The organism is Streptomyces sp. NBC_01520 (genome assembly GCF_045040375.1).
Taxonomy (GTDB): Bacteria; Actinomycetota; Actinomycetes; order Streptomycetales; family Streptomycetaceae; genus Streptomyces.
Window position 1 is genome coordinate 3,879,695 of the sequence record NZ_CP109404.1, and the last position, 26,448, is coordinate 3,906,142.

The window sequence follows — 26,448 nt, forward strand, 5'->3', positions numbered from 1 at the left end:
TGGCGACCGGATGCGAAGACCCGGTCCTGCCCGCAGCATGAGAAACATGACCGATCTCGACGGACCCCCTTCGTCGGTATCGACGCCCGCCTCGTCGAGACCAGGATCGGCCCGCTGCGGTTCACCGGCGGGATCCCCGACACCGACACCGACACCAACGCCAAGCTGTTGTTCGCGAAGGCCGGCGCCGCCGTCGGGCTGGACGCACCCAACAACCGCCTGTCCGTCGGTGCCATCACGACCGCCGGCTGCCTGGACAAGGGCGACGGCCGCTTCGGCGTCTTCTTCGCCGGCGTGAACGGCGTCTCCAGCCCGACAACCGATGTCAACGGTGTGCTGGACATTGCCGATGACCTCGCCATGATCTCCGCGTACCCGCAGGAGGCGGCGGCACGGCGAGAAGACCGAGAGCGCTGCCTCGCGGCCGGCTGGGGGTCCCGCACCCCACGCGCCTCGGCCCCGGGCGTCACGGGGCACGGCCCCTGAGGTCAAAGGCCCTCGGACCTGGCTGGTCCGGGGGCCTTTGGCGGGGTGCTCGGGGTGGCTACCTGGTGATCGTCACCGTCGTCTGCGTCGTCGCGGGTGTGTGCAGGCCGTCGCCCTTGTAGGTGGCGGTGTAGGTGATGTCGCCCGCCTCGCGCGGGCGCTCCGTGATCGTGAACTCGCCCGTCGTCGTGGAGACGGGGAAGGTACCGACCGGTGTGCCGGTCGGGTGTTCCGCGTCCGTGCGCGTCACTTCCACCGTGGTGCCGGTGGCGAAGGGCTCCGCCGCCGACAGTTGTCCGGTGACGGTCAGGTCCCTGCCCTTGCGGGCAGTTGCGGGGGCCTGGAGGCTGAGGGTGGTGTCCAGCTTGCCGGCGTCCGGGAGGACGTGGAGCGTGGGGGCGCTGCCGTAGGAGAAGCCGGTGATCGCGAAGAGGCGGTTCTCGTCCGGTGCCCAGGCCAAGCCGTCACGCTGGAGGTCGTTCACGACGTACTCACGGAACGCCGGCCAGGTGGTGCCCGGGCGGTAGGTCTTCACGAAGTCGCCGACCGCGCCCGTCGCCACCGTTCCGTCGGTCGCCACGGCCACGGCGTTCGGGAACTGCCAGCTCGAATGGAAGCCGTTCGACGACAGGTCCGACAGGCGGACGACCTGGTGCTCGGACGGGTTGTTCGCCGCGACGACGATGTTCTGGCCGTCCGCCGTCACCGCGAAGTCGTTGAGGTACGAGATCGACGGTGCCGAGATGAAGGAGCGCTCGGTGCGCTTCTGCAGGGTGCCGTCCGCCGTGTCGTAGACCGCAAGCGAGGCGGGGCTGACGCCCTCCTCGCCTGCCACCAGGACGTCCGGGTCGGCGGGGGACGATGCCAGGGCCGGGGCGTAGTACCAGTACCGGCCGCTCGGGACGAGCGTCGCCGCCGGTGCCGGGGAGGCCACGTCGAGCGAGCCGATGCCGCCGGTGCTGGCGACCGTGTAGCCGAACCACAGCTTGCCGCCCGCCATCGCCAGGCTCTGGGGCGCGGTGTCCGCACCGGTCGGGTAGCGGCCGGTCTCGGTGAGGGTGACGGTGTCGATCTCGGCGATCGCTCCGGCCGTCGACAGGGCCACGTACAGCTTGGTGGAGTCCGCCGAGAGCACGAGGCCCGCGGCCCCGTCCTCGGCGGTGATCTGCTGGACAACCGCGCCCGTGTAGTCGGTGACGACGATGCTGCCCCCGGCCGGATCGCTGACGAACACCCGATCGTGCACTCCGTCGACGACGATGTCACGGAACGAGGCGCTGGGCAGCGCCACACTCGTCTCCTCGGCCGTGGCCGTCCCCGCTCCCGCCCCGATCAGGGACAGCGAGCCGATGAGTGCTGTTGTCAACGCGACGGCGGTGCGTTTGTGGATGCGCAAGTGAACAAAGCCTCCTCTAATCGGGCGGCCGATTCGACCTCCCGGTAGAGGAGCGCTGAGCGGTGGACATGTGTCACTGGGAGGTCACCGGCACCTCGCGCGCCGCCGAGCGCAATCTTCACGTCCCTTGCCGGTTCCCCGAAGTCAGCCGCGCATCGCTGTGCTGTAGACGTACAGGGCGATCACACCAGCGACGCAGACGAGGACCGCCCATGAGCCGAAGCCGGTGTGCTTCCCCCTGCCTCTGGGCCGCGTGGCCTTCCCGGACCGCTGGGAACGCTTGGACCGCTTGGACTGCTTGGAACGCTTGGACTGCTTGGAACGCTTGGGCGCTGCCCGTCCCGGAGCGACCGGCGCCACATCGGCCGCCGCTTCGGAGAGCAGGCGCCTACAGGTCGCGGCGAGCACGCCGGTACCGGCGGAGAGGGGCACCACTGCCTCCGAACGCGCCGGAGCGGTGGTCCCGCCGTCCAGAATGCGCCCCACGCGTACAAGGACTTCGTCCCGGCCGCCCGCGGGAGCGAGGCTGATCCACCGTCGTACATGCTCACCCCGGATGACCACACCGCCGGACCGCTCCCGGTACACGGTGTGTTCCCGCCACAATATGCCCGCCAACTCCTCGGCGGTGCCACGCAGTTGTGCGCCCACCTCTGCCCCTCCCCCTCCGCCTGACGGCGAATCGAACAAGCATCGCACTCTAGTGGCCGCTGAACACTGGACCAAGCAGACCCTGTTGTGCACCTGCCTGTCCGCCGTGCTCCTGGTCGGCCTGTTCCTGAACGCCACCCTGGGGTTGGTCGTGGGCAGAGCCGACCACCGCGCTGGTGATCGCCGTCGTCGCGGTGAAGGAAGGCCGCGACGCCTGGCAGGGCAAGGGCTGCTGCGCACCCGCCACAGCCGTCCCGGCAACGGCGGAAGACGCGTGCGGGTGCCGCCCCGGATGCGCCTGCTGCACCTGAGGAGGGATGAGCAGCTCAGGCCCGGTGGAAGGTGAATCGACGGGCGGCTTCCGCGGGTGTGACTCCTTGCCCCCGTCCGGGGACGTCGTAGACGAAGGCGGCGCCTTCGTCACGCAGCCGGGCACCGTTCACCTCGCGCCTCGTGACGGCGGCGTAAGCGCTGACGTCCGCGGCAGAGACGTCGTTCCTCGTCCGCTCCTCGTTCTGTCCGAGCAGGTCCGCTTCGCTCTGGGGGAAGCGCAGCACCGTCACTGGCGCAGCGAATCGTCCGGCGAGGGTCATGAGGCGTGCGGCGCGCCTGCGGTGTGACGTTCGTCGATTCGGCGACGGCGATCCGGCCCGTAGCCAGCCGGTCGGTGATCCGGCGGTCGCGCTCGTCGAAGATACGCGCATCAGCCGTGTCAGGGACGGCATCCGCCCCCTCACCTCCGAAGAACCCCGTACGGATCTCGTCACTGGAGACGCCGGCTTCCGGGTCGGGACTCCCCTGCGCGACCGGCTCACGGACGAAGGCGGTCCTGCCCGAGGCCGGCGGTCCGACAAGTACCACGAGCCCTGCGGGGATCGTCCTCGGTTCGACGTTCATGATGCTTGGCCTGCCGGGGAGGACGGACGTGCGCGGGCTGCTGTCGCAAGATCGGCGAGGCGCGCCCGTGGTAGGGCCCGGACCTCTATGACGTCATGCTGCTGGACCCTGCGTGCATGACGGCCGCGTACAGGCGTTCCGTGGCCGGGAGTTCCGCACCGCGGAGCCCCTCAGGTGCCTCGTTCATCGCACGGGGAAGCCGAAGACGTACTCTTCCTCCTTCAGCCAGGGCAGCACCTCGCGCAGGGCTGCCACGGTCTGGGAGCGGTCACCTCCCGCGTCGTGGAAGAGGACGGTCGGCCCGCCGGAGATCTCGTTCTTGACGGTGGCGACCATGGCGTCCGCGCCGGGACGCTCGAAGTCCCTGGAGTCGACGTTCCAGCCCAGCGGCCGCATGCCATGGGACGCGGCGAGCTTTCGGCTGTACGGGGTGAAGGCGCCGCCCGGGGCCCGGTAGTACTGCGACCGTACGCCTCCGGACGCCTTGATGATCATGCGTTCGGCATCCAGGATCTGCTGGGCCTGGTACTCCTCGGACTTGGTGTCCATGGTGGTGTCGTGGGAGACCGTGTGGTTGCACAGCCGGTGCCCGTGCGCCACGACCGCCTTGACCAGGTCGGGATACATCTGGGCCTGCGTGCCCACCATGCAGAACGTGGCCTTCACACCGCTGTCCTTCAGCAGTTGGAGCACCTGCGGAGTCCAGACCGGGTCCGGGCCGTCGTCGATGGTGATGTTGACACCCCGTGCGCCACGGTCCGACGCGTGCGCGATGTCCGCCGCCACCTTGGTCACTTCCGGCGCCGGGACACGCGCCTGCGGCTGCCGTCCGCCGAGGGGGTCGGCCTGCGCGGTCCACACCGAGGCGGCAGCGGCCAGCGTCGTCACCCCGAGGGCTGCCGCGAGAAGCCGGCTGTTCCATCCCCTTCCCTTGTGCTTCGCCATGTCAGCCCGCCCCTTTGTCGTCTCCGCCGATGCCGTGCGCCCATGGAGACGTACGAACATCCCCCCAGGCTCCCTCTGTTACCGATCACGGACGAATCCGCAGTAGGTCGGCGACACACACCGGGGTTTTGCGACCGCCGGGGACGCGAGGACCTGGCCCGCCGGGGGGTGCGGTGGCCGATCTCCGCGGAGCGCGGGTTCTGTTCGCACACGCAGACGCCCGGCCGGGGGACTCCGGCCGGGCGTCTGGTCGAACTGCTGACAACAGCCGCCGGAGCGGTTGGTCGCCGTGCCCTCCTGAATTCGTCACCGGAAAGGGGCTCAGGCCTCCGGCGGGGCTTCCAGAATGCCGTCAGGTCAGATCGTCGGTGTGTCGTCGACGATTTCCTTGTGCGGCTCGACAATGAACTTCCAGCCTTCGCTGGGCTCCAGGAACCGCACGCGGGTCGGGTAGATGTCCAGGGCGCGGCGGTCGCGGTTCTGGCTGTTCGTGTTCTTCCGGCCCCGGGCCGGCTCCTCGTACAGGTCGACCTTGACGTCCGGCACCGCGACGACTTCCTCGCTCCAGCGCTGAACAACCCCCGCACCGAATGCGTCCCGCGCGGCGGAGTAGAGCGAATCCAGGGAATCCCTGTTCCCTGCGGGTACGAAGAGGGCGAGGTTCAGGAGGACGCCGGCGCTCTGGAGGACCTCGATTTCCTGCCCGTCCTTGTCGGCGATCCAGATCCCGCCCTCTTCGGCGTTGTCCGGGAGTACGTGAACCTCCTCGCCGAAGACGGTCCTCGCGACGAAGGCCCCTCCCTCGAAATTCTTGCCCGGTTCCGTAAGGAAAGCCGGCGCATAGCAGTCGAGAGAGAGGTCATCCACTCCCGCCGAGACGAAGATGCCGTCCTGAAGACCCAAGCCTGAAACCTCATCGGCCGTAAGACGTCGAGCCGTAACCTTCTCGGTATTCACGCCATTCCCCTTTTGATCGCGGCGTCCTGTGAATTCATTAATACTCTACCACGAAAATGATCACCCACTTTCCATTACACATGGCCTCATGTTCGCGGTGACAACGATCAACCTCCAAGCAATTACAACCGGGAGAGCGGAGGGCGATCCACTCCGCATCATCCGCGAAACGCAGCATGCGCAGAGAATACGATTGCGGATCGGCGCGAGACGGGAGGAACGCGAGCAAAATGCGCATTCATAGTGCTCCGTACCGAGCGAAAGCTCCCACCGAATCAAAAGCGGGTGGATTGTTTCCGCACGACTCCGTCCGGGCTGTGGACAGCGGCCACCGAAGAGGCCGCGAAGCGGTCAGGACGCGGCAGCGGATTCTTCCCGCCTGTTCCGTCCCGGGTGCGGTCTTTCCCGTCCGGCCGGGACAGCGGCCGCGCAGAGTGGTCCGTATGACGACACCCGCAGAGCCGCTCCGGTCCTTCGCCCGCACCCGCGCCTCGCTGGACGGCGAGCAGGTCACGTACTGGTGGTCAGGCGAGGTGTATTCCCGGGCGCCTGACGAGCCCTATCAGCGCGTCTTCGGCTTCGAGGGGCTCAACGTCGCCCGGCTGGTCCAGGACGCCGGAGCCGGCCCGGACGCCTACCGGCTGCTCACCCGCGAGGCCGCCTGCTCCCTGGACCCCGGCACCCGCGAGATCCTGGAGACGTGGCAGGACCTGCCGGTGGTGCATGTCTGGAACGATCCGGCGAACCAGAAGTGGCGCCCCTTCCCGGTCCCGACGACCGAGCTCGGCGGCCAGGTCTGCTTCAGCCTGGAGATCCCGCTGGCCTGCCCCTCGCCACTGCCGGTGGCCGACTGTCCCGTCCACTCGGCCGGCGACACGTACAAGGCCCTGGATCTGTTCCAGTTCTTCGCCGGCCGCGCCGATCCGGCCGGCCCCGCTCCTGGTGTCCCGGCCACCATGTCGTGGACCCGGATGTCCCCGTGACTCCCGTGGATGGCCCGGGGCCAGGCGCCCGGCGGCCTCACCTTCCACTGCCGGGGCCGCAAGCCCGGCTCGTACGACGACGTACCCGAGCGCACCCGGGCCCGCATCGCCGACCACCACCCGGAGTTCGCCCGGTGGAGCGAGCCGAACGAGACCGGCTGGACGTACTTCCGCAAGCTCAACCCGCCCGAGTAGCCGCCGGGTTCAGGCTGGCACCGGGGCGGCTGTGCAACCGCGACGGGCCCGGCACCGGTCGGTGTCGGGCCCGTCGGGCATTCAGCGCGTGAGTCCGGGTGCCTGGGCGGCGCCCGGCCTCGTACGGGGTGCGTGGCGGCGCCCCGTGTCCTGCGTCAGGCGTGGGAACCGGCCTTGCGGCGGCGTACGACGAACACCGCGCCCGCGCCGATCGCCAGGGCCGCACCGCTCGCGAGGGCGAGCTGGGACGTCGCGGGGGACGAGCCCGTGGCGGCGAGGCTGCCGTTCACGGGACCGGCCGACGTGCCGCTCTGCGGCTTGAGGTCCGAGGTGCTCGGCTTGGTCGCACCGGGCTTGGCGTCGTCGACCTTGCCGGGCTTGCTGCCCGCGGCGGCGATCAGGAACTCGTAGCCCTCGAGGTCGGGGCTGCCGCCGCAGGTGCCGTTGTCGTTGAAGTAGTCACCGGCGACGAAGGTGATGCCGTTGCCCGCGGGGGCCGAGGCGTCGATCGCGAGGCGCATCTTGATGTCGGCGTGGGCGCCGGCCTTCAGCGGGCTGATGGCGTCCATGTAGTGCTCGTTGTCGACGTTCTTCCACTTGGAGGAAGAGCCGGACAGCCACTGCAGCTTCACCAGGTCGTCGAGGTCGTCGAGCCCGCTCCTGTCGGTCGCGTGGACGTAGGCGAAGGGAAGCACCTCGTCCATCGTCCTGTCGGTGCCGTTGGTCACCCGGAGCTTGAAGTTGACCTTCGTGCCGGCGACGACGGTGGACGGCAGGCCCGTGACGACCGTGGTGAGCTTGGCCTCGGGGACGCAGTCCTCACCCCCTTCCTCGGCCTCCTCCTTCGCCTCGGCCAGCGCCTCGTCGGCGGCGGTCTTGTCGGCGAGCGCGGCCTTCGTGGCCTCCTTCGCCTGGCCCAGTGACCGGGCTGCGTCGACCCGCGCGTCGTCCCGCGCGTCCCAGGCCGTCACGACCGCGGCATCGGCGGCGGTCTTGGCCTCGTCGGCGGTCACGGCGGCGGCTTCAGCCTCGGTGAGAGCCGTCGCCGCGGCGGTCTTCTCCTCCTCGGTGGCCGTGTCCGGAAGGCCGTCGACGACCGCCTTGGCATCGACGACCGCCTGGTCGGCAGCGGTCTTGGCGGTGGCGGCCTCGGCCGCCACGACCTCGGCCGCCTTGGCAGCAACGGTCAGGGGGAAGGTGTCCGAGCCGGTCGCTATCAGGGCCGCCATGGCGGCACTCTCGGCGGCTACGGCGTCGTCGTACACCGCCTGGGCCGCGGCGGCGGCCTTCTCCAGTTCCGCGATGGACTGCTTCTTCTCCTGCGCCTGCGCTGCCGGCTTGTCATCGGCGAACGCGGGGGTAACCGACAGCAGGAGTACGGGCGTGGTCACTGCGGCGGCAACAGCCGTGGCAAGAATCCGGCGAATCTTCACAAGAGCCCTTCGGGTCCGAATAGGAGAAGTCGCAGCGGAATGGGACACGCAGATGCGACTTCGGGTGATCGTATGGCCGGGGCAACGATCGGCCCACACCATTTCTTCACCTGTTCCGGCCCGCACCGCGACGTGATGACAGACAGAAAAGACGAAAGGGTGCAGTTGCTTTCACTACCTGTGTTTTCGCTGTGAGGAACACCACATGGCCGCGGACACGCCCGCCCGCGGATTCGCTCCGGCCCCCGGCGAACTCCGGTGCGCGCCCGGTCGTTCGCGGTGTCGATGCCGTGGCGGAGGCTCTGTCCGGCATCCCTGAGGGCGCGAGTCCGCAGCGACACCGGGCAGCCGTCAAGGCGCCCGTACGAGGGGATCTGCGCTGCCGGCCTGACAGGCCGGCAGTCACTGCCTCCCTGGGCACAGCTGTGGCCGATGCCGAAGGAGCCGCACCATGCCGCCACGAATCCGGCCGCCGGATGTGACGTGACGTCATCCGATGTGCCGGCCGTGGCCGAGGGACCGGTCCACGACCTGTACTCGCTGTCCGCCGCGTGGGACGACGAGAACCTCTACCTGATGTGGCAGTTCACCAACGTCACGGACGTGACCGACCCCTCCCAGGGGTATCCGACCAGCGACAACGGCAAGCCGTACAACGGCGGCATCCCCATCGCCATCGCCCTGGACGTGGACCGGGGCGTACAGCGCGGACACGTCCACCTCGGTCGGGAAGGAGGAGAACGACACCTTCACCGAACCCTTCGCCGGGGTGGGACACGCGGCGGCCGGACAGCGCCGATTCGTAGCGGGCCCCGGTGGGCGTCCAGGCCCACTACGAGGCAGCAGCGGAGCCCCAGGCCACTGGCCCGGGGCTCCGTCGGTTCGGGACTTGAGGTGCTTGCGCGGCCGGGGGCCGATTTGCTGACGGCGACTATGCCGGGTCGCTGTTGAACTTCGAGGTCGACCAGAAGTAGCCGAGCACCGTGAGTCCCACGCACCAGGCGACGGCGAGCCAGCCGTTGTGGCCGATCTCGGTGCCGAGCAGCAGGCCGCGCAGCGTCTCGATGGCCGGGGTGAAGGGCTGGTACTCGGCGATCGGCTGGAACCAGCCGGGCATCGTGTCGACCGGGATGAAGGCGCTGGACAGGAGCGGCAGCAGGATCAACGGCGTCGCGTTGTTGCTGGCGGCCTCGACGTTGGGGCTGACCAGCCCCATACCGACCGCGATCCAGGTGAGCGCCATGGAGAAGAGCACGAGCAGCCCGAACGCCGCCAGCCACTCCGGAGCGGTGGCATCCGTGGACCTGAAGCCGATGGCCACGCCGACGGCTCCGACGAGCACGACGCTGGCGACGCACTGCAGCACGCTGCCGACGACGTGGCCGACGATCACCGAGCCGCGGTGGATCGCCATGGTGCGGAAGCGGGCGATGATGCCCTCGGTCATGTCGTTGGAGACGGAGACGGCGGTCCCGATCGTGGTGCCGCCGATGGTCATGAGCAGGATGCCCGGGACGATGTAGGCGATGTACGCGGAGCGGTCCGCGCCGCCGCCGCCGATGCCCGCGCTCATCACGTCGCCGAAGACGTAGACGAAGAGCAGCAGCAGCATGACCGGGGTGAGCAGCAGGTTCAGGGTGAGGGACGGGTAGCGGCGCACGTGCAGGAGGTTGCGGCGCAGCATCGTGGACGAGTCGCGTACGGCGAGCGGGAGGGAACTCATCGGGCGTTCTCCTTGGTCTGGTGGGGGACGCCGGTGCCGCCGGTCAGGGCGAAGAACACGTCGTCGAGGTCGGGGGTGTGCACGGTGAGTTCGTCCGCCTCGATGCCGGCGGAGTCGAGCCGGTCGAGGATGGTGCGGAGCTCGCGCTGGCTGCCGTCGCTGGGGATCTGCAGGGACAGGGCCTCGTCGTTCAGGGTGATCTCGCCCAGGGTGGCGGCGGCGGACCGGTAGGCGGCGGGGTCGGCGAAGCGGAGCCGGACGTGTCCGCCGGGGACGATCCGCTTCAGCTCGTCCGCGGTGCCCTCCGCGGCGATCTTTCCGTCGTTGAGGACGGCGATGCGGTCGGCGAGTTCGTCGGCCTCCTCCAGGTACTGGGTGGTGAGGAGGACGGTGACGCCACCGGTGACGAGTTCGCGGATGATGCCCCACATGGTGTGACGGGAGCGGGGGTCGAGGCCGGTGGTCGGCTCGTCGAGGAAGATGATCCGCGGGCTGCCGACCAGGGTCATGGCGATGTCCAGGCGGCGTTTCATGCCGCCGGAGTAGGTGGAGGCGGGCTTCTTCGCGGCGTCCACCAGGTCGAAGCGCTCCAGCAGGTCGGCGGCGGCCCGCCGGCCCTCGCTACGGGACAGGTGGTGCAGGTCCGCCATGAGGAGCATGTTCTCCTCGCCGGTGATCAGCCCGTCGACGGCGGAGAACTGCCCGGTGACCCCGATCGCGGCCCGTACGGCCTGCGGGTCGGTGGCGATGTCGTGGCCGGCGACCTGGGCCTGTCCGCCGTCGGCGCCGATGAGTGTGGACAGGATCTTCACGGCGGTGGTCTTGCCGGCACCGTTCGGGCCGAGCAGGGCGAACACGGACCCGGCCGGGATGCGCAGATCGATCCCGTCGAGGACGAGCTTGTCCCCGTACGACTTGCGGAGGCCGACGGCGGAGACTGCGGCGGGCGGTTCCTGGGCGATACCGCTCTTGGATGTGGGCATGACAGATGAAGGCATGGGGCCCTACCGATCGAAGGCTGGAGTGGGGTGGAAGGTGGTTTCTCAGGCGCGGGCGCGGCGGACGTCGATGTTTCCGTGGCGCGTACGGGCGCGGACCTCGACGGTGTCCTCGGACTTCTCCGGACCGCCGGACCCGCTCAGCGAGTTGTGCACGGCCCCGAAGCCGGAGCTGACGTCGAGCCAGGCCGCGGTGCCCTCGCGTACGCCCACGTCGATGGCCCCGTAGGAGGTCTCCAACTGGACGGTTCCGCAGGCGACTTCGGCGACCCGTAGCGTGCCGTTCGCGGTTCTGGCCTCGACGGAGGCGTGGGCGCGGTCGATGATGACGTCACCATTGGCGCCGCTGACCCGCAGGTCGCCGGTGACGTCGCCGACACTGGTGGTGCCGTGTGAGTTCTTGAGTACGGCGAAGCCCGCGACCGTACCGACGCGGATGCTGCCGGAGCTGGTGGTGATCTCGGCCGGGCCCTCGACACGGTCCACGGTGATGGCCCCGTGGGACGCGGTCAGGTGCAGCGGGCCGGTCGTGCCGAAGCGGACATCACCCGACGAGGTCTTCACGCGGACCTCGCCGAGGCGCCCTTCTCCGCGGACCTCGGCCCACCCCCCGGTCGCCTCCACCTGGGAGCCGGCCGGCAGTCCGACGGTGATGTCGACGGTGCCGACACGTCCGAAGACGCCTGGCTTCGGCGTCCTGATCCGCAACCTGCCTCCCGAGTAGGTGACTTCGGCCTGCCCGGCGGCCCGCACGTCCTGGTCCTTCTTCGGGTCGCGGGGGGCTACGTCCACGACGGTGTCGGCGCGGTCGGCCGCGGCGAACCGGATGGCTCCCGCGTCCACGTGTGCGTTGACCGAAATCGGGTTGGGGGTGTCGAAAGAAGGCATGGCTGTCCCGTCCTCTTGGGTCGTCCTGCGATGTCAGTGGCGTCCCGACCGGCGGGACGTGGTGCGTGTGAGGTGGTTCCGCAGGGCCGGCTAGCGCACCCAGCCCGTGAAGCTCCCGCCGGCGCTCACGGCCCTCTCGGGCGTGCGGCGGGTGGCGGCCCCGTCCGTGTCGACCGCGGCCGAGACAACGCCTACGAGCCAGGCGTTGACCGACAGGCCGTCACCGCCCGCCGCTTCCTCGGCACGGGCCTTGAGGCGGGCGGGCAGGCGCAGGTTCACGCGGGCGGCGCCCCCCTCGTCCGCACCGGCGGGAAGCGGGGCCGGTGCGGACGCAGGTGCGCCGAGCGGTTCGATCCGGTCCTCGTACCGCGGCAGCACCACCACGAAGTCGGGTTCGAGGCCGCGCAGTCGTACGTCGACCGAGCCGGGGGCGATTTCACGGGTGATCTCGTCCATGGCCGCGGACAGCACGTCCAGCAGTGCCAGCCGGGTGGCCGACTCCAGCGGCACGGTCAGCCGCTCGGCGAGATCACGGGCTTCGTCACCGCCGGCTTCGACGGCCGCGGCCAGTTCCCTGCGGAGTGTTTCGACGTACGGCGTGAGGTCCATGACGCAATAGTGGCATCACTATGGCGCCACACGCAACCCCGAAGGTGTCATTCATGGCACACGACAGGGCGCTATCGTCACCAATTCTTCATTACCGCAGGTCAGACGACGTGGTGCCATGTCGCGCCAATTTGTCTCCGCGCGGCATCAAGTGGTGTCACGTGAGTCGGCCGCGCATGCGCACCCCCGTGCACGGCGCGTCGGTCCTCCCTGGTCCGCGTGCCCCGGAGCCCTCTCGGATCCCTGGGTGCGCCGATCGACATGGACGGCACGTCGCGGACATGCGCGTGAGGCGGCGAGGTGGGGATGTCGCGCGGCGCTAGCATCGGCAGTCCGCCGACCACCGGAGCTCACCACCATGTCCTTGCCGCGCATCGGAGTCGTCATCGTGACCATGGGCACGCGCCCGCGGGAGCTGGGGGCTCTGCTCGCTTCGGTGGAGAAGCAGGACGTTCCCGCCGCGCGTGTGGTGCTGGTGGGCAACGCGACACCACTCACCGGGGTCGCGACGGATGCGGTCAAGATCCCGCTTCAGGAGAATCTGGGATGTCCGGGCGGGCGCAACGTCGGTCTGCGGACTCTGCTCGACTCGGGCGAGGTCGATGTCGTCGTCGAGCTGGACGACGACGGCCTGCTCATCGCCGACGACGTGTTCCGCACGGTCCAGCGGCTGTTCACGGAGGACCCGGCACTCGGGATCATCGGTTTCAGGGTCGCCGACGAACACGGGCACACGGAGCGGCGCTGGGTACCCCGGCTGCGCGCGGACGATCCGATGCGCCGCGGCCCGGTGACCGCCTTCCTCGGCGGCGGCCACGCCTTCTCGATGCCGATGCTCCGGCAGATCGGCCTGTGGCCCGCGGAGTTCTTCTTCGGACATGAGGAGTCCGATCTGGGCTGGCGGGCGCTCGACGCGGGCTGGAAGATCCTCTACGAGCCCGAGCTCGTCCTCCAGCACCCGAAGACGTCCCCCGCCCGGCACGCCGGCCACTACCGGTACACCGCCCGGAACCGTGTCTGGCTCGCCCGCCGCCGGCTGCCGGTGCCCCTGGTCCCCGTCTACCTCGGCGTGTGGATCCTTCTCACCATGATGCGGATGCGGTCCCTGACCGGTCTGAGGGCGTGGTGGGGCGGCTTCGCCGAAGGCGTGCGGACCCCGTGCGGGCCTCGCAGGCCGATGAGGTGGCTCACGGTCTGGCGCATGACCCGGCTGGGCCGCCCGCCGATCCTCTGACCGCCGTTCCCCGTCCCCCGACTACCCGGGCCGGGCGGAGCTGACGCGGCTCGGCCACACGGTGCCTGGCCGAACCGGCCCCGGACGGTTCGGGGACCCGGCCGGTCAAGAGGCCCGCAGCTCCCGCCGGTCGGCTCCGCTCGACTGCCGTCCGTCAGCGGCCGGGCGCCCCCGCGGGCGCGGTGCGGCGGGCGAAGGTGCGGGCGTGCGCGCGGCGCCCGGCCTCGTACGCGTCGACCGTGCCGGCACCCTGGGCGCCGGGGCCGGCGTTCCAGGAGGCGATCTTCCGGGCGACGCCCTTCACCTTGGGGTGGCCCGGCTTGAGTGCGATCTCGAAGTGGGACTCCTTGGGTACGGAGAAGTCGCCTCCCCACTCCACCGCACCGTCCAGCTCGGCCAGGATGTCGCGGACCACGACGAGCTCCGGCGCGTAGAGACCGTCCCGGGCGCCCAGGGGGTAGGCCCGTGCCCTGATCTCGATCGCCGTGCCGGAGAGGTAGTTCGACTCGTAGGCCTGCCCGACGCCCCGGGAGGTACGGTGCCCGCGGACGTCGCCGTCGCGGAGCTGGTCGAAGATGGTCTGCAGCTCGCCCGGCTTGATCTCCTTGTCGAGGGTCGAGCCCGGCGGGTCGTACAGGTACCGGCCGACGAGGCGGTAGCTGTTGTCGTACAGCCAGCGGGCGCGTGACGCGATCACCAGGGCGTACATGGTGGACCAGCCCGTCTGGCCGTTCTCTGGGCAGCGGACATATCCGCTCACTGCTCCGTAGGTGGAGTTGACCCACTTCTGGGCCTCCAGAACCTTGTCGCCGGCCATGCCCGGACTTCCTCTCGTGCGCGTGCGGCTGAGATGCAGCTGAGGGGGAACAGTGCGTCTGACCTGCGGCGTCGACCGCGATCGGAACCAGACGGACTCTCGGGTGGACCCTGAGGGCGCGTTCTCTCCCCGTTCTCTCCGCACGGGGAACGCCTGACCGGGCAGGTCGGAGGCGGGGGCGGGGCGGTCAGCCGCCCTTCAGCTGCCGTTCAGCTGCCGTTCAGCTGCCGGGCGCGGGGCGGCCGCGACCGAAGGACTCGTCGGGGTGGGCGCACCGGCCGTCCCCTCCCTGCGGCACGCGGCCGGCCGCGCCCGCCCCGGCAGACGGTCCCGCTACACGGACGTCCCCGAACGGATCACGGCCGCCCTGGAATGACGGTCCCGCTCGGGGGGCGAGGACACCTCGGGAGGCCTTGACCACAGCGGGCCCGGACCGGGGATGCCGGGCCCGCCCGCACCGCCGGCCCGGCGTAAATCCCCGGACGTCCGGCGACCGTCCGGGGTAGAGTTTTCGAGTCCTGTTGTCTCCGACAGAGGTGGACGTTGCGCATCTGAGGTCCGCGATCATCGCGCGGTACGGCCCTGCCGTAACCCGTCACGCCCTGTCGGCCTTCCTGCCGCCCGTGACCCCGCGTACATGCGACCTCGGTGCATGAGCCGTCCCCCGCCCTCCGGAGGACCGCACCCCTTTTCCTTCCCGGCCCGGGTCGCCGCGTGGTGCTCGCATACGAAGCCCCTGTTCACACGCTTGCGACTGCGAGGATCACCATGTCCCACCCCCTCACGCCCACGGCCTCCCTCACCTGCTCCGCCCTGACCTTCCGGTGGCCGGACGGCACCGAGGTCTTCGACGGGCTCTCGCTCGCCGTCGGCCGGGGCCGCACGGGCCTCGTCGGCACCAACGGGTCCGGCAAGTCCACGCTGATGCGCCTGCTCGCGGGCCGGCTGCGGCCCTCCCACGGGTCGGTGACCGTCGGCGGCAGCCTCGCCTACCTCCCGCAGAACCTCACCCTCGACACGGAACTCCGCGTCGAGGCGGCTCTCGGCATCGCCGGGCGGCGTGCGGCGCTGCGCGCCGTCGAGTCCGGGGACGTCGCCGATGAGCACTTCGAGACGATCGGTGACGACTGGGACGTCGAGGAGCGGGCCCTGGCGACCCTGGGGTCGCTCGGCCTCGGCGGCGTCGGCCTGGACCGCACCGTCGGACAGCTGTCCGGCGGTGAGACCGTCCTGCTGCGACTGGCCGCACTGCTGCTGGAACGCCCGGACGTACTGCTGCTCGACGAGCCGACGAACAACCTCGACGTGTTCGCGCGCCGCCGGCTGTACGAGGCCGTCGAGTCCTGGCGCTCCGGTGTGCTCGTCGTGGTCAGCCACGACCGTGACCTGCTGGAACGGGTCGACCGTATCGCCGAGCTGCGCTCCGGGTCGGTGAGCTGGTACGGCGGCGGCTGGTCGGCGTACGAGGAGGCGCTGGCCACCCAGCAGGAGGCGGCGGGGCGCATGCTGCGGGCCGCCGAGTCCGACGTACGGCGTCAGAAGCGCGAGCTGGAGGAGACCCGGGTCAAGGTGGACCGGCGGCAGCGGCACAACAAGAAGATGGACACCCAGCGGCGTGCTCCGAGGATCGTGGCGGGCGCGCACAAGAGGTCGTCCCAGGAGGCGGCGGGCAAGCTCCGCAGGCTGCACGAGGACCGGCTCCAGGAGGCACGGGAGCGGCTCGACGAGGCCTCGGACACGATCCGTGACGACGCCGAGATCCGGGTGGACCTCCCGCACAGCGCCGTACCCGCGGGCCGCACCGTCCTGAGTGTGCGCGGGCTGCGGCCCCGCTTCGGAACGCTCCGCGACGGGGAGCTCGACGTCCGGGGGCCGGAACGCATCGCGCTGGTCGGGCGCAACGGCGCCGGCAAGACGACGCTGCTGCGCACCCTCACGGGGGAGCTCGCGCCGCTGTCCGGCGAGGCCAGGACCTTCGTACCGCTGCGCTTCCTGCCGCAGCGGCTGGATGTGCTGGACGAGGGGCTGAGTGTCGCGGCGAACGTGGCCCGCACGGCACCGGGGGTCACCGACAACCACATCCGCTCCCAGCTCGCCCGGTTCCTGTTCAAGGGGGCGCGTGCCGAACAGCTCGCGGGCACCCTCTCGGGCGGTGAGCGTTTCCGGGCGGCCCTCGCGGCGACGATGCTCGCCTCACCGGCCCCGCAGCTCCTGATGATGGACGAGCCGACCAACAGCCTGGACCTGGCCGGTGTCCGGCAGCTGGCGGGTGCGCTCGACGCCTACGAGGGCGCGCTCATGATCGCCGGCCACGATCTGGCGTTCCTGGAGTCGGTCGGCATCACCCGCTGGCTGCTCGTCGGGGAGGAGCTGCGGGAGACCACCGCCGAGGAGGTGCGCGAGCTGCTCGACGCCCCGGACCCGGGCGTGTGAGGGCCGTCGGTGTTGTACTGGAAGGAAGCGGGCCCGCAGCACCTCCCGGCCCGTCTCCCCCGGCACATACCGGCTACCGAATCCGGGTCCCTCATGCATTCTCTCCACGGACTCCGCAGAGCTCCCCGGGCGGTCGCGGGCGCGGCAGCCGTCGTCCTCGCGGCCGGCTGTGCGGCGGTGGCGGCCGAGACACCCCCGGCCGAAACCCCCGTCGCCGCAGCCTCGGCCGCAGTCGCCGCACCGGCCCCCGCAGGCGGTGCCGCCGGCCCGGCACCCGCCGCCCCGCCCGTGCGGCCCCCGGCCGACCGGACCGACCCGCGCACCGAGACGGCGCGGCTGACGATCCCGTCGATCGGCCTCACGGACCTGCGCGTCGTCCCGTACGAGGGGACGACGGACGACCGGGCGGGGACCCTTGTCCAGGACCGCGGTGTCGCCGCGAGTCCGTACGGCGAGGAGGGCGGCGTGGGTCCCGGCGAGATCGGGAACTACCTGGTGACGGCCCACCGGCTCTCCGCGGGTGGGCCGCTGCGCGACCTCCCGTCCCTGGACGAGGGCGACAGCGTCCTCGTCACGGCGGGCGGCACGGTGTACGAGTACGAGATCACCGGGACGCGGGAGACCTCGTTCCGGTCCGAGCAGTCCCTGGCCGAGCAGCGGGCGGAGGTCCCTGGCGAGCCGGGCGAGAAGCCGACCCGGGCGATGATCACCCTCTCCACGTGTGCGACGCCGGAGGACAACGCCGCCGGGAACTACTGGCGGGACAGCAACAACAATCCGGAGCACCGCATCGACAAGATCGGCGTGCTGGTGTCCTCGCGGCCCTCCTGACCCGGACCTGCCGGGTCGCTCCTCCTGACCCGGACCTGCCGGTCACTCCTCGGGCAGGTCGAGCCACCGGGCCGTGCCGGGAGCGATCACATAGGTGTGGCCGCCCAGCACGACCCGCACGCCCGGCCTGCCGTCGTCGGGCACGGCGATCCTGAGGCGCTCGGCGCGGATGCGCAGGTCCACGTCCCAGTGCCGGCGGAAGCGGAGGCGCACCCCGAACTTCGAGAGCTGGGGAAGCGTGGCCGGGCTCAGCCACAGCGCGTCCTCCCGGGTCTCCAGGCCCGTCATGCCGCGCTGGACGAAGTCGAGGGTGCCGGCCATCGCCCCCAGGTGGATGCCCTCCTCCGTCGTACCGTCCTGGATGTCGGCCACGTCACCGGTGAGCGCCTCCTCGCAGTACGTCCACGCGTCGTCGCGGTGCACCCTGGCGAGCACCCAGGCGTGGACGAGGGAGCTGAGGGTGGAGCCGTGGCTCGTACGGGCCACGTAGTAGTCGACCGTGGCACGCCAGGTGTCGTCGTCGAGTTCGTGGCCGAGCCGCCGGAACAGCGCGGCGAGTTCCTGGGGGGAGAAGAGGTAGCCGAGCATCAGGACGTCGGCCTGCTTGGACGCTTGGTAGCGGTTGACGGTGTCGTCCTCCGCCTCCATGATCCGGTCGAGCCGCCGGATGTCCCCGTACTTCTTCCGGTAGCCCTCCCAGTCGAGTTCGGCCAGGTCGCCGTAGCCGGTGAACTGGCTGATGATGCCCCGGTGGTACGGCACGTGCAGCCGGTGGGAGATCTCGTCCCAGCGGGGCAGCTCGGCGGGGTCGAGCCCGATCCGGTCCAGGAGCTGACGGAACCTGCTGTCGGGCAGGTCACGGCAGACTTCGCCCGCCCGTGCCAGGACCCAGGCCGCCGTCACGTTGGTGTAGGTGTTGTCGTCGAGCCCCGCGACCATGGCGTCCGGGTAGGCGTCGTGGTATTCGTCGGGTCCGACGACCCCCCGGATGCGGTACCGGCCCAGGCCGTCGTCCCAGGTGGCGCTGTCGGCCCAGAAGCGGGCGATCTGCAGCATCATCTCGGCACCCTTGGAGTACAGGTACTCCGTGTCGCCGGTGGCCTGGCAGTACTGCCACACGTTGTACGCGACCGCCGAGCCGACGTGGTGCTGCAGCCGCGAACGGTCGGCCAGCCAGCGGCCCGAGCGCGGGTTGAGGTGGATCTCCTGGGTCTCCTCACGGCCCTCCGAGGCGCTCTGCCACGGGTACATCGCCCCGGCCCTGCCCGCCTCGCGCGCCGCACGACAGGCCGCGGGCAGCCGCCGGTAGCGGTAGTCGAGCAACCCCCGGGAGATCTCGGGGAGATGGAGGTTCAGGAACGGCAGGACGAAGAGCTCGTCCCAGAAGACGTGGCCCCGGTACGCCTCACCGTGCAGCCCTCTGGCCGGTACCCCGACATCGAGCTCGGCGGTGTGCGGGGAGAGGGTCTGCAGTACGTGGAAGAGGTGCAGCCGCAGGGTGCGGCCCGGCTCCCCCGGTACCTCCAGCCTGGCCTGCTGCCACAGGTTGGCCCAGGCCCGGCGGTGCGAGGCGAGCAGTCCCGGGTAGGCCGGGGCGCGGCGGACCGCGGACACGGCGGCCTGCCGGGGGCTGCCGATCGCCGGGTCGCGGGAGGTGTACAGCGCGATCGTCTTGTCGACGGCGGCACCGGCGTCCGGTCCCAGCGGCAGCACGAGGGTCTGGAGGACGGAGCGCGGCATCTGCCGGGGCCGTGCCCGGTGGTTCCTCCCGGCCGCCGGACCGCCGTTGGCAGCCGGACCGTTCCCCGCCGGACCGCCGTTGACAACCGGACCGTTCGCAGGTGGGCCACCCTTCGCGGAACCGTTCGCCCCGGGTCCGCTCGCGGCCACGGTGCGGGCGGCGAGGGCGACGGTGATGCCGGATTCCACCGTGCGGCAGCGCAGCCAGACCGTGGAGCCCCGTTCCGTGCCGGTCTCCCAGCCGGTCAGATGGCGGTTCGCGAGGTCCCGGTAGCGCGCGACCCCGGTGTTGTGTACGTCGCCGTCGATCGCGGACTCCACCTCCACCTCGCCCGCCCAGCCTTCGGCGGTGAACTCCGTGTGCAGCACGGCGAGATGGGGCTCGCCCATGTGCACCAGGCGGCTCTGCTCCACGGTCAGCCTGCGGCCGGCCCCGTCCTCGTACACGGACCGGCGGGTCAGGGTCCCGCCGCGCAGGTCGAGCGACTGACGGTGGTTCACCAGGTGCGGATGGTCGGGGGACAGCCAGGGCCCGGGGGGCGCTCCCGCCGGGTGGATGCGGTAGCGCAGCGGCAGCCAGTCGGGGAGGTTGACCATGTCCTCGTTCTCGACCTGCCGGTCCTGGACGGAGGAGGTCAGGCGGTTGTAGCAGCCCGCCACATAGGTGCCCGGGTAGTGCGGCCCGCCCGCGGGGACCTCCGGTGCGGCTCCCCGGGTGGCGAAGTAGCCGTTGCCCAGGGTGCACAGCGCCTCGCGCAGGCGTTCTTTGGCCGGGTCGTACCCCTCGTACGACCATGTCCAGGCCCGCGCCATCAGTCGTCCCCGCCGATCAGCAGGTCCCCGGGATCGGGGACCACGACGTCGGCGCCGTGGTGGCGCAGGTCGGCGGCTCCGGCGGGGGTGTGCGTACGGTCGACGCCGACGACCAGCCCGAAGCCGCCTCGGCGGCCCGCCTCCACTCCCGCGAGGGCGTCCTCCACGACGGCGGTGTCCTCGACAGGAGTGCGCAGCCGCCGGGCCGCCTCCACGAACAGGGCGGGCTCCGGCTTGCCGGGCAGTCCGAGCCGGTGCGCCTCGTTTCCGTCGACCACGGTCTCGAACAGGTCCAGGAGACCGGCCCCGGACAGCAGTTCCTTCGCGTGCCGGGAGGCGGAGGCCGCGGCGCAGGGCACCCGCCGCTCCTTCAGCACGTGCAGGAGGCGGACCGTGCCCGGCCAGACGGCGACCGGGGCGGCGCGCAGGCTCTCCGTGAACGCCTCGTCCTTGCGTGCGGCGACCGCGCACACCGTCGCCGTGCCCGGCGGGTCGTCGGGGCTTCCTTCGGGGAGGTCCAGCCCGCGTGACGCGAGGAAGGCCGCCGCGCCGTCCTTCCTCGACCGGCCGTCGACATGACGCCGGTAGTCGTCCTCCTCGTCGAAGGGGCGCTGCCCCTCGTGCGACGACAGGCAGGCGTCGAACGCCTTCTTCCAGGCAGCGGCGTGCACCGGCGCGGAGTCGGTGATCACCCCGTCCGTGTCGAAGACCACGGCGCGCACGGAGCGCAGGCACGCGGCAGGAGACAGTACGGCTGCCATGAGCGGGTGGTCCCTTCGTCCTTCGTCGGGTGTCCCCCGTTCCATGGCACCAGGTTCCGGCGGCGGGCGCCTTTCCTGGGGTCCGGGTAAAGAATGATAAAAGTCTCGTTCTGCACCCTTTTGGGCTACCGTAAATACATGGCCAGTACCGAGCGTCAGACCCAACGGCAGGCGGAGTACGCGTGTCCGGCCTGCAAGCACACCGTCGCGACCGTGTTGGCGCGGCACAAGACCCTCGGCATCTTCGTCCCGGTGTGGGGGCCCGGCCCATGCCGGAACCCCGCGTGCGGCAGGTTCGTGAGCGAGGACGAGTCCGAGCCGGCGGAGCACGCGGGCCGCTGAGACCGCGCCCGGGTCAGGCCTTGGACCAGGTCTGGTTGGGGCCGCCGGAGCAGGGGAAGAGCACGGCCGGAGTGCCGTTCGCGGTGGCCGCGCCGTGGATGTCCACGCACTTCGTCGCGATCCGTGCCACCAGGTCCTGCGTGGAGTTGAGGTAGAACTGCTGGGCCGCGTTGCCACTGCAGTGGGCGACCTGGATCGCGGTGAGATCGTCCGTCGACGCCCACGCCACGTCCATGCACATGCCCATCGCCCGCACGGTGCTGTCCGCCCTGAAGTCCCAGCGCTGGGCGGACGATCCGTCGCAGGTCCACAGCCGCAGCTGGGTGCCGTCCTTGCCGGTGCCCGCACTCAGACACTTGCCCGACTGGGCGCTGACCAGGGCGTGTCCGGACGGTGCGACGGGCGCCTTCTTCGTGTCTGCCGCGGCTGTCGCCTTCGGCGGGGCGGCGGTCTCCTTCTTCGGCGCGGGCTCGTCCGCGGCCCCCGCACCGGCACCGCTCGCGGACGCGGAGGGCTGGGCCCGCACCTTCGCGGGTTTCGGCTCGCCCGGCTTCGGTGACGGCGAGGGAGACGCCGACGGGGACGGGGATTCGGCGCTGTAGGCCCCCGGCCGCACGGGGGAGTCGTCCTGGAGGACGGTGCCCGTGGTGGGCGCCGCGACGAGGCCCTTCGGTGTGTCGTCACTCCCGCCGTCCGAGGCCAGGGCGAAGGGCAGCGCGAGCAGCAGCGATCCCACGATCGCGGCGGCGGCCAGCAGCGGCTTCCTCGGGCGCCCGGCGGCATGTGCCTCGCCGGTACCGGCCGCGTCGCCCGGCGGGGACGCCGAGGCCGCGACCGCGGCCGGGGGCTCACCCGTCGTCGCGGGGGCCTCGGCCTCCGGTTCCGCGCCTCCGGCCGCCGGGGCCGCTGCGGGTGCCTCGGGCTCGGCGGTGGTGGCGGCCTCGCCTTCCGGCGCGGCGGCGACGGGCGGCGGCTCCGGGGCGGGGACCTGTCGGGACGCGGGGGCGGTCCGACGCGGGGCGGTGGCCGCCGGGGTCAGGGCGCCACCGGGTGCTCCGGGTGCCGTCGGGAGGGCGACGGCCTGACGCACGGCGGGCGCCGTCCGACGCGCGGCGGGCGGACCGGCCGCCGCCGGGGAGGCCGGTGCGGTGGCCTCGGGTCCCTCGGAAGCCCGGGGAGTGGACATCGGATCAAATCCTCCGTGAGATGGGGGTACGGGGACGGGCCGGCCAGGGTCAGGAGAACGACCACAGGTGGTCGTCCTGGTCCGAGCAGTCGAACAGCATGAGGGCGGCGCCCCGGCCACCGGAACCGTCGGAGCCCGCGACGTCCAGGCACCGGCCGTTGCTCGCGTGGTTACGGATCCAGAAGGCACCGTTCGCCCGCTTCTCCAGGAACCACATCTGGTTGTCGCCCGAACCCGGCCGGCAGTAGTACTCGTAGACGCGGGTGTGTACGGGCTTGCCCCCGAAGTCGGGAAGGTCGAGGCAGTAGTTGTCCTTGCTGTTCCGGACCGTGAAGAGGTCGGCGCCACCGGGGCCCGCGCCCTTCTGGTTGACGACCAGGTCCCACAGCTGGTTGTCGCGGGCCGTGCCGTCGCAGGTGAACTGCTCGACCGTGCCGTTGACCTTGCCCTTGCCGTAGTCGGGGACATCGACGCAGAGTCCGGTCACCACGTTCTTGATCAGCACGTCCGTCGCGGTGGAGAGCCGCGCGCCCGTGGGCAGCGCGCCACCGGCCCGGACCACGGACCGTCGTACGGCGGCCGGGGAACCGGCCGCCTCCTTCTTCTGCGCCGTCTTCCGGCCGGACGTCTCCGCGTCGCTCACGGCCGGCGCGGGGGCCTGTGCCGAGGCCGACGCCTTCGGCACCTCCGTGGGCTTCGGCTTCGGCGACGGGGTCGCGGACGGGGAGGCCGGCACGTAGCCGCCGGGGGCCTGACGGACGGAGTCCTCGTCCCGCAGCAGCACGTCGGACGAGGTCCGGGAGGAGGCAGCGGGCCGGGTCCGCGGGCCGTCGTCGTCGCCCAGCCCCATGAAGAGGAGCGGCACCCCGATGAGGAGACTCCCTCCGATCGCGGCAGCGGCGAGCCACGGCTTGCCGGGGCGCGGTGACGGCGGTTCACCGGCCGCCGCCGCGGGCGGGTCCGTCCTGCCGTCCGCTCCTGCCGCCGTGGTGGCCGCCGCCTCGCTCTCACGGTCCGGTTCGGCGGTGGCGGGCTCCGGGGCGGCAGGCTCAGGAACCGCGACGGCGGCGCCCATGGTCTCCGTACGGCCCGGCGCCGCCTCGGCCTCCCCTTCCGCGGGTCCGGCAGCCGGGACGGGGGCGGGCGCACGCGGGACGAGCGCGGGGTCCGTCCCGGCCGACCCGGACATCTGCGGCAGGGCCGTCGCCCGGCGCACCGCCGGTCCTGTGGAACCTTCTTGACTCGTCATCAACCAGTCTTTCCGTTGCCGTGGGAGCCGACCGGACCGGAGCACCGGTCCGGCCAGGAGGACGGTCCCGCCCCGGCGGGGTGCCCGCTCAGCGAGGCGTCCAGGCGCGCGAGCGCGGCGCGGTCCTGGTCGTCGAGCGGTTCCTGCCCGGAGGCGGCCGGCGCCGGGGCGCCGGGGAGTTCACGCAGCAGGATCAGGGGTGAGCCGGCGTCCGTGCGGACGTCGAGGACCCGGAACACCGTTCCCGGCAGGAACACCACCTCGTCGGTACGCGCGTCGGGCGCCGGCCCGTCGAACAGCTGCCGTACGCGCCGCCCGGTGACGGACCAGATCGCGTACCGCGTACCGCCCGGCGCCGGAGCGCCGCCCTCGACCGGCAGCGCGCTGACCGGACCCGCGTCCCGCAGGCAGCCGCCCGGCACGGGCAGCTGCCCCGCCGGGGCGCCCCGCACCGCTGCGCCCCGGAAGGCGGGCAGGCGGCGCAGCCCGGACGCCACGCAGGCCGCGTACGGCAGCAGCCGTTCGTCCCCCGTACGCAGGGCGAGGTGCAGGGCGGTATGGCTCAACGGGCCTTCGGCGCCGCGGAGATAGAGCTGCATGGCGATCAGGTCGGGCCGGGCCGCCTCCTGCTCCTGCCCGCGCAGTGCGGGCATCCGCGTGAGCATGCGGGCCACCGCGGCCCCGTGCCGCTCCCATCCCGACTCCGCGAGCACCCGGAACGCGGCCCGCTCGGCGTCGGTACTGCTGTGCCCCGGGAGGAACGGAACCCGTTCGAGCGGCGGGGCGGATGCCCGTACGGGGGTGACCTCGGGTGCTCCGGATGCCGTCGGGGCGGATACGGCCGGGCCCGGTGACGAGGACGTGGAGATGGCACGCGCGGGCGGGGCGGCGGGGGCGGGGTCCGGCGCGGGGGGTGTGGGAGCGGGGGTTCCTGCCTGCGGCGGGGTAGGGGCGGGAGGAGCGGGGGGTACGGGAGCGGGTTCGGGGCTGGGGGCCTTCGGGGCGGACGTCCTCGGGGCGGATGCGGTCGGGGCGGACGTCCTCGGGGCCGACGCCTTCGGGGCGGACGTCCTCGGGGCCGACGCCTTCGGGGCGGACGTCCTCGGGGCCGACGCCTTCGGGGCCGACCCTGAAGTAGCCGTGGCCTGCGCCACCGCGCCCGCTGCGGGCGACGGCGCGGGTTCGGCCGCTTCCGGTGCGCTCGTGGGGGTGGACCCGTCCGTGCCGGACGCCGGGGCGATCGGCGGAGCAGGATCCGTCGCCGTGTCCGGATCCGTATCCGGTTCCAGGAGTTCAGCCAGCGGGATCCGCCTCGATGGCGCGGGAGCGGGCGCAGAGTCGGGCACAGGAGCGGCCGGCACGGGAACAGGCACCGCGGCCTCCGACCGAACCGCAGCCGGAACCGGAACCGGAACCAGAGCCTGCGCCTGGGCCTGGGCCTGGGCCTGTGTCGCTGCCGACACCGCTGCGGGCGCGGGCGCGCGGAGCCTGCCGAAGCGGAGGCTCCGTACGTTGTGGCGCCCCGCCACACCACGCAGGGCGCGTCCACCGTCCACGCACGTGCCGTGCACCATCAGCCGGGCCCGGGAGCAGACATCCGCTCCCAGCGCGGTGAGCAGCCGCGACAACTCCGGCCAGAGCGACATGTCCAGGGGTTCGCCGGGGCGGCCCACCTCGATCATCGGCCCGTCGGCGGCCACCGGGCGTCCCGCGAGCGGCACGGGGGCGCCGTCCGGTCCGCTGATCCACAGGCCGGCCCGTGTGAAGGTGACCTGCCAGCGGTCGGAGAGCGGCAGCACGCCCTGTTCCCCCCGGCTGCGCCCCGGCATCGGCGAGCTCCACCGGAGCAGCCGGGGCGCCGGGGCGGCCTCGCCGGGCTCCTTCGCGGGGGCGCAGACCACGGCGTCGACGTACGGGTGCCAGCGCGGGGTGCCGTCCGCGTCGGCGAGCGTGGCCCGTACGCCGTGCCGGGCCGTCAGTCCGCCCGTGGGCAGCAGCGGCAGTCCCGTGTGGACCACCACCTCGTGGCCGAGCGTGCCGGCGAGCGAGCGGCCGGCCTCCAGTACGTCGCGGCGTCCGCCCGGCGCGATCCTGACCCGGGAACGTGCCGCGGGTGGCAGGGAGTCGACCGCTTCACTGACGTCGGTCGCCAGCACGTCCTCCCCGTCGGGCACGCCGACCAGGACGAGCGGGCCGTGCCGGTCGACGGGTATCGCGTAGCAGAGGTCGCCGAGGCGCGGGGCCAGAGCGTCCTTGGGCCGGACGAGCAGGCCCGCCGGTATCTGCTCGACGACGCAGCCGCTCGCGGTGACCGGCTGCGGGCCCGGTGGGCCGGGCTGCCAGGCCGGGGCGGGCTGCCGGGGTCCCAGCGCGACCGGCTCGGCGCCGGGCGCGAAGCGCCACCAGCTGCCGGTGTCACGGGATTCGGGGCGCAGCCCCGGCACGAAGAGGCCGCCGCCGGGGACGACGAGGACGACCGCGTCGGGCGCGATGACTTCCATGCCCCACGCCTCGGCGATGCGGCGGGCCGGTGCCTCGTGGCCCGGACGGTCGTGCCCCGAACCGGACATGACGAGTCTGACGGAGGTGACGTCCTCCTCGCGGAGGGAGTCGAGCAGGGTGGCGAGGCGTGGCCACAGCGCGCCCGCCGTCGATTCGTCCGCCCCCGTCACGACGGTCACCGTGCCGTCGTCCGAGGGGAGGGACCGGGCCAGGTCGTCGACGTCGGCGGCACTCAGCGCGTCGTCGGACGCCATGCGGAGCAGCACGATTCCGTCGTACTCCTCGACGGCGAACACCGGCTCGTCCCGGGCCTGCGGTCCGTCGGTGTGCCCGGACGTCCCCCTGCGTCTCAGGGACCACCGGCTCACTGCCCGGCTCC

20 protein-coding genes and 5 pseudogenes are annotated in these 26,448 nt (G+C 71.9%); 8 read left to right on the forward strand and 17 right to left on the reverse strand.

All coding sequences use genetic code 11. From position 1 onward, the window contains the following. Positions 1–168: 168 nt before the first annotated feature. Positions 169–486, forward strand: coding sequence for a hypothetical protein (locus OG524_RS17410; RefSeq protein WP_405389919.1), 318 nt, complete (start codon positions 169–171; stop codon positions 484–486). Positions 487–544: 58 nt separating this feature from the next. On the opposite strand, the gene OG524_RS17415 is transcribed toward OG524_RS17410, so the two are convergent. Next, entirely contained in the window at positions 545–1,882 is a 1,338-nt protein-coding gene (locus OG524_RS17415) for a YncE family protein (RefSeq protein WP_405389918.1), read from the reverse strand. A gap of 144 nt (positions 1,883–2,026) precedes the next feature. Further along, positions 2,027–2,533, reverse strand: a complete 507-nt coding sequence (locus OG524_RS17420; protein ID WP_405810967.1) for a hypothetical protein — start codon at positions 2,531–2,533, stop codon at positions 2,027–2,029. Between the two features lie 70 nt (positions 2,534–2,603). On the opposite strand from OG524_RS17420, the pseudogene OG524_RS17425 reads away from it, so the two are divergent. Further along, a pseudogene (locus OG524_RS17425) lies at positions 2,604–2,844 on the forward strand (cation transporter); the annotation flags it as partial. A 15-nt stretch (positions 2,845–2,859) separates the two neighbouring features. On the opposite strand, the gene OG524_RS17430 reads toward OG524_RS17425, so the two are convergent. From OG524_RS17430 to OG524_RS17445, 4 genes and pseudogenes are all read right to left on the reverse strand, one after another. Next, positions 2,860–3,096 (reverse strand): hypothetical protein, encoded by a 237-nt coding sequence (locus OG524_RS17430; protein WP_405812549.1) that lies wholly within the window; start codon positions 3,094–3,096, stop codon positions 2,860–2,862. A gap of 97 nt (positions 3,097–3,193) precedes the next feature. Continuing rightward, positions 3,194–3,430 (reverse strand): annotated as a pseudogene (locus OG524_RS17435) (ATP-binding protein); the annotation flags it as partial. Positions 3,431–3,613: 183 nt separating this feature from the next. Beyond that, on the reverse strand, positions 3,614–4,375 hold the full coding sequence (locus OG524_RS17440; RefSeq protein WP_405810969.1) for a polysaccharide deacetylase family protein: 762 nt from the start codon (positions 4,373–4,375) through the stop codon (positions 3,614–3,616). Between the two features lie 357 nt (positions 4,376–4,732). Next, entirely contained in the window at positions 4,733–5,332 is a 600-nt protein-coding gene (locus tag OG524_RS17445; protein WP_405389915.1) for a hypothetical protein, read from the reverse strand. A 443-nt stretch (positions 5,333–5,775) separates the two neighbouring features. Here OG524_RS17445 and OG524_RS17450 point away from each other — a divergent pair. Beyond that, a pseudogene (locus OG524_RS17450) lies at positions 5,776–6,510 on the forward strand (DUF1838 family protein). 155 nt (positions 6,511–6,665) lie between these two features. Here the strand turns inward: OG524_RS17450 and OG524_RS17455 are convergent. The 5 genes from OG524_RS17455 to OG524_RS17475 form a co-directional block, all read right to left on the reverse strand. Continuing rightward, complete coding sequence (locus OG524_RS17455) at positions 6,666–7,943, reverse strand: LAETG motif-containing sortase-dependent surface protein (RefSeq protein WP_405389914.1); 1,278 nt, start codon at positions 7,941–7,943, stop codon at positions 6,666–6,668. Between the two features lie 931 nt (positions 7,944–8,874). After that, entirely contained in the window at positions 8,875–9,666 is a 792-nt protein-coding gene (locus OG524_RS17460) for an ABC transporter permease (protein WP_405389912.1), read from the reverse strand. Then, positions 9,663–10,664, reverse strand: a complete 1,002-nt coding sequence (locus tag OG524_RS17465) for an ATP-binding cassette domain-containing protein (RefSeq protein WP_405389911.1) — start codon at positions 10,662–10,664, stop codon at positions 9,663–9,665. Before OG524_RS17465 ends, OG524_RS17460 begins: the two co-directional genes overlap by 4 nt. A gap of 45 nt (positions 10,665–10,709) precedes the next feature. After that, positions 10,710–11,552, reverse strand: coding sequence for a DUF4097 family beta strand repeat-containing protein (locus OG524_RS17470; protein ID WP_405810972.1), 843 nt, complete (start codon positions 11,550–11,552; stop codon positions 10,710–10,712). Between the two features lie 90 nt (positions 11,553–11,642). Beyond that, positions 11,643–12,161 (reverse strand): hypothetical protein, encoded by a 519-nt coding sequence (locus tag OG524_RS17475; protein ID WP_405389909.1) that lies wholly within the window; start codon positions 12,159–12,161, stop codon positions 11,643–11,645. Between the two features lie 358 nt (positions 12,162–12,519). Between OG524_RS17475 and OG524_RS17480 the strand changes: the two genes are divergently transcribed. After that, on the forward strand, positions 12,520–13,395 hold the full coding sequence (locus OG524_RS17480) for a glycosyltransferase family 2 protein (RefSeq protein ID WP_405389908.1): 876 nt from the start codon (positions 12,520–12,522) through the stop codon (positions 13,393–13,395). A gap of 154 nt (positions 13,396–13,549) precedes the next feature. Here OG524_RS17480 and OG524_RS17485 read toward each other — a convergent pair whose 3' ends face one another. Next, a complete protein-coding gene (locus tag OG524_RS17485; protein WP_405810975.1) occupies positions 13,550–14,212 on the reverse strand; it encodes a hypothetical protein in 663 nt (220 codons plus the stop codon). A 768-nt stretch (positions 14,213–14,980) separates the two neighbouring features. Between OG524_RS17485 and OG524_RS17490 the strand changes: the two are divergent. The 3 genes and pseudogenes from OG524_RS17490 to OG524_RS17500 form a co-directional block, all read left to right on the forward strand. Beyond that, a pseudogene (locus OG524_RS17490) lies at positions 14,981–15,580 on the forward strand (ATP-binding cassette domain-containing protein); the annotation flags it as partial. 231 nt (positions 15,581–15,811) lie between these two features. Then, positions 15,812–16,457, forward strand: a pseudogene (locus OG524_RS17495) (ATP-binding cassette domain-containing protein); the annotation flags it as partial. A gap of 281 nt (positions 16,458–16,738) precedes the next feature. Next, on the forward strand, positions 16,739–17,476 hold the full coding sequence (locus OG524_RS17500) for a class E sortase (protein ID WP_405810977.1): 738 nt from the start codon (positions 16,739–16,741) through the stop codon (positions 17,474–17,476). Positions 17,477–17,518: 42 nt separating this feature from the next. Here the strand turns inward: OG524_RS17500 and OG524_RS17505 are convergent, their stop codons facing one another. Together OG524_RS17505 and OG524_RS17510 are read right to left on the reverse strand one after the other, a co-directional pair. Beyond that, on the reverse strand, positions 17,519–20,029 hold the full coding sequence (locus tag OG524_RS17505) for a glycoside hydrolase family 65 protein (protein ID WP_405810979.1): 2,511 nt from the start codon (positions 20,027–20,029) through the stop codon (positions 17,519–17,521). Further along, complete coding sequence (locus OG524_RS17510) at positions 20,029–20,790, reverse strand: HAD family hydrolase (RefSeq protein WP_405389904.1); 762 nt, start codon at positions 20,788–20,790, stop codon at positions 20,029–20,031. Before OG524_RS17510 ends, OG524_RS17505 begins: the two co-directional genes overlap by 1 nt. Positions 20,791–20,928: 138 nt before the next feature. Here OG524_RS17510 and OG524_RS17515 point away from each other — a divergent pair, with 138 nt between their 5' ends. Continuing rightward, positions 20,929–21,132, forward strand: a complete 204-nt coding sequence (locus tag OG524_RS17515; protein WP_405389903.1) for a hypothetical protein — start codon at positions 20,929–20,931, stop codon at positions 21,130–21,132. Between the two features lie 13 nt (positions 21,133–21,145). Here OG524_RS17515 and OG524_RS17520 read toward each other — a convergent pair whose 3' ends face one another. Genes OG524_RS17520 through OG524_RS17530 form a run of 3 tightly spaced genes read right to left on the reverse strand, consistent with a single transcriptional unit; the run spans position 21,146 to position 26,437 of the window. After that, entirely contained in the window at positions 21,146–22,318 is a 1,173-nt protein-coding gene (locus OG524_RS17520; protein ID WP_405810981.1) for a ricin-type beta-trefoil lectin domain protein, read from the reverse strand. Between the two features lie 49 nt (positions 22,319–22,367). Further along, positions 22,368–23,567: an RICIN domain-containing protein gene (locus OG524_RS17525; RefSeq protein WP_405389901.1), complete on the reverse strand. Its 1,200-nt coding sequence runs from the start codon at positions 23,565–23,567 to the stop codon at positions 22,368–22,370. Beyond that, complete coding sequence (locus tag OG524_RS17530; protein WP_405810984.1) at positions 23,567–26,437, reverse strand: hypothetical protein; 2,871 nt, start codon at positions 26,435–26,437, stop codon at positions 23,567–23,569. The genes OG524_RS17525 and OG524_RS17530 overlap by 1 nt, the downstream gene beginning before the upstream one ends. Positions 26,438–26,448: the final 11 nt, after the last annotated feature.

Excerpts from the sequence above, each read along its gene's own strand:
- OG524_RS17440 (WP_405810969.1), bottom strand. The coding sequence starts at position 4,375 with ATGGCGAAGCACAAGGGAAGGGGATGGAACAGCCGGCTTCTCGCGGCA.
- OG524_RS17460 (WP_405389912.1), bottom strand. The coding sequence starts at position 9,666 with ATGAGTTCCCTCCCGCTCGCCGTACGCGACTCGTCCACGATGCTGCGC.
- OG524_RS17465 (WP_405389911.1), bottom strand. The coding sequence starts at position 10,664 with ATGCCTTCATCTGTCATGCCCACATCCAAGAGCGGTATCGCCCAGGAA.
- OG524_RS17470 (WP_405810972.1), bottom strand. The coding sequence starts at position 11,552 with ATGCCTTCTTTCGACACCCCCAACCCGATTTCGGTCAACGCACACGTG.
- OG524_RS17475 (WP_405389909.1), bottom strand. The coding sequence starts at position 12,161 with ATGGACCTCACGCCGTACGTCGAAACACTCCGCAGGGAACTGGCCGCG.
- OG524_RS17480 (WP_405389908.1), top strand. The coding sequence starts at position 12,520 with ATGTCCTTGCCGCGCATCGGAGTCGTCATCGTGACCATGGGCACGCGC.
- OG524_RS17485 (WP_405810975.1), bottom strand. The coding sequence starts at position 14,212 with ATGGCCGGCGACAAGGTTCTGGAGGCCCAGAAGTGGGTCAACTCCACC.
- OG524_RS17500 (WP_405810977.1), top strand. The coding sequence starts at position 16,739 with ATGCATTCTCTCCACGGACTCCGCAGAGCTCCCCGGGCGGTCGCGGGC.
- OG524_RS17505 (WP_405810979.1), bottom strand. The coding sequence starts at position 20,029 with ATGGCGCGGGCCTGGACATGGTCGTACGAGGGGTACGACCCGGCCAAA.
- OG524_RS17510 (WP_405389904.1), bottom strand. The coding sequence starts at position 20,790 with ATGGCAGCCGTACTGTCTCCTGCCGCGTGCCTGCGCTCCGTGCGCGCC.
- OG524_RS17515 (WP_405389903.1), top strand. The coding sequence starts at position 20,929 with ATGGCCAGTACCGAGCGTCAGACCCAACGGCAGGCGGAGTACGCGTGT.
- OG524_RS17520 (WP_405810981.1), bottom strand. The coding sequence starts at position 22,318 with ATGTCCACTCCCCGGGCTTCCGAGGGACCCGAGGCCACCGCACCGGCC.
- OG524_RS17525 (WP_405389901.1), bottom strand. The coding sequence starts at position 23,567 with ATGACGAGTCAAGAAGGTTCCACAGGACCGGCGGTGCGCCGGGCGACG.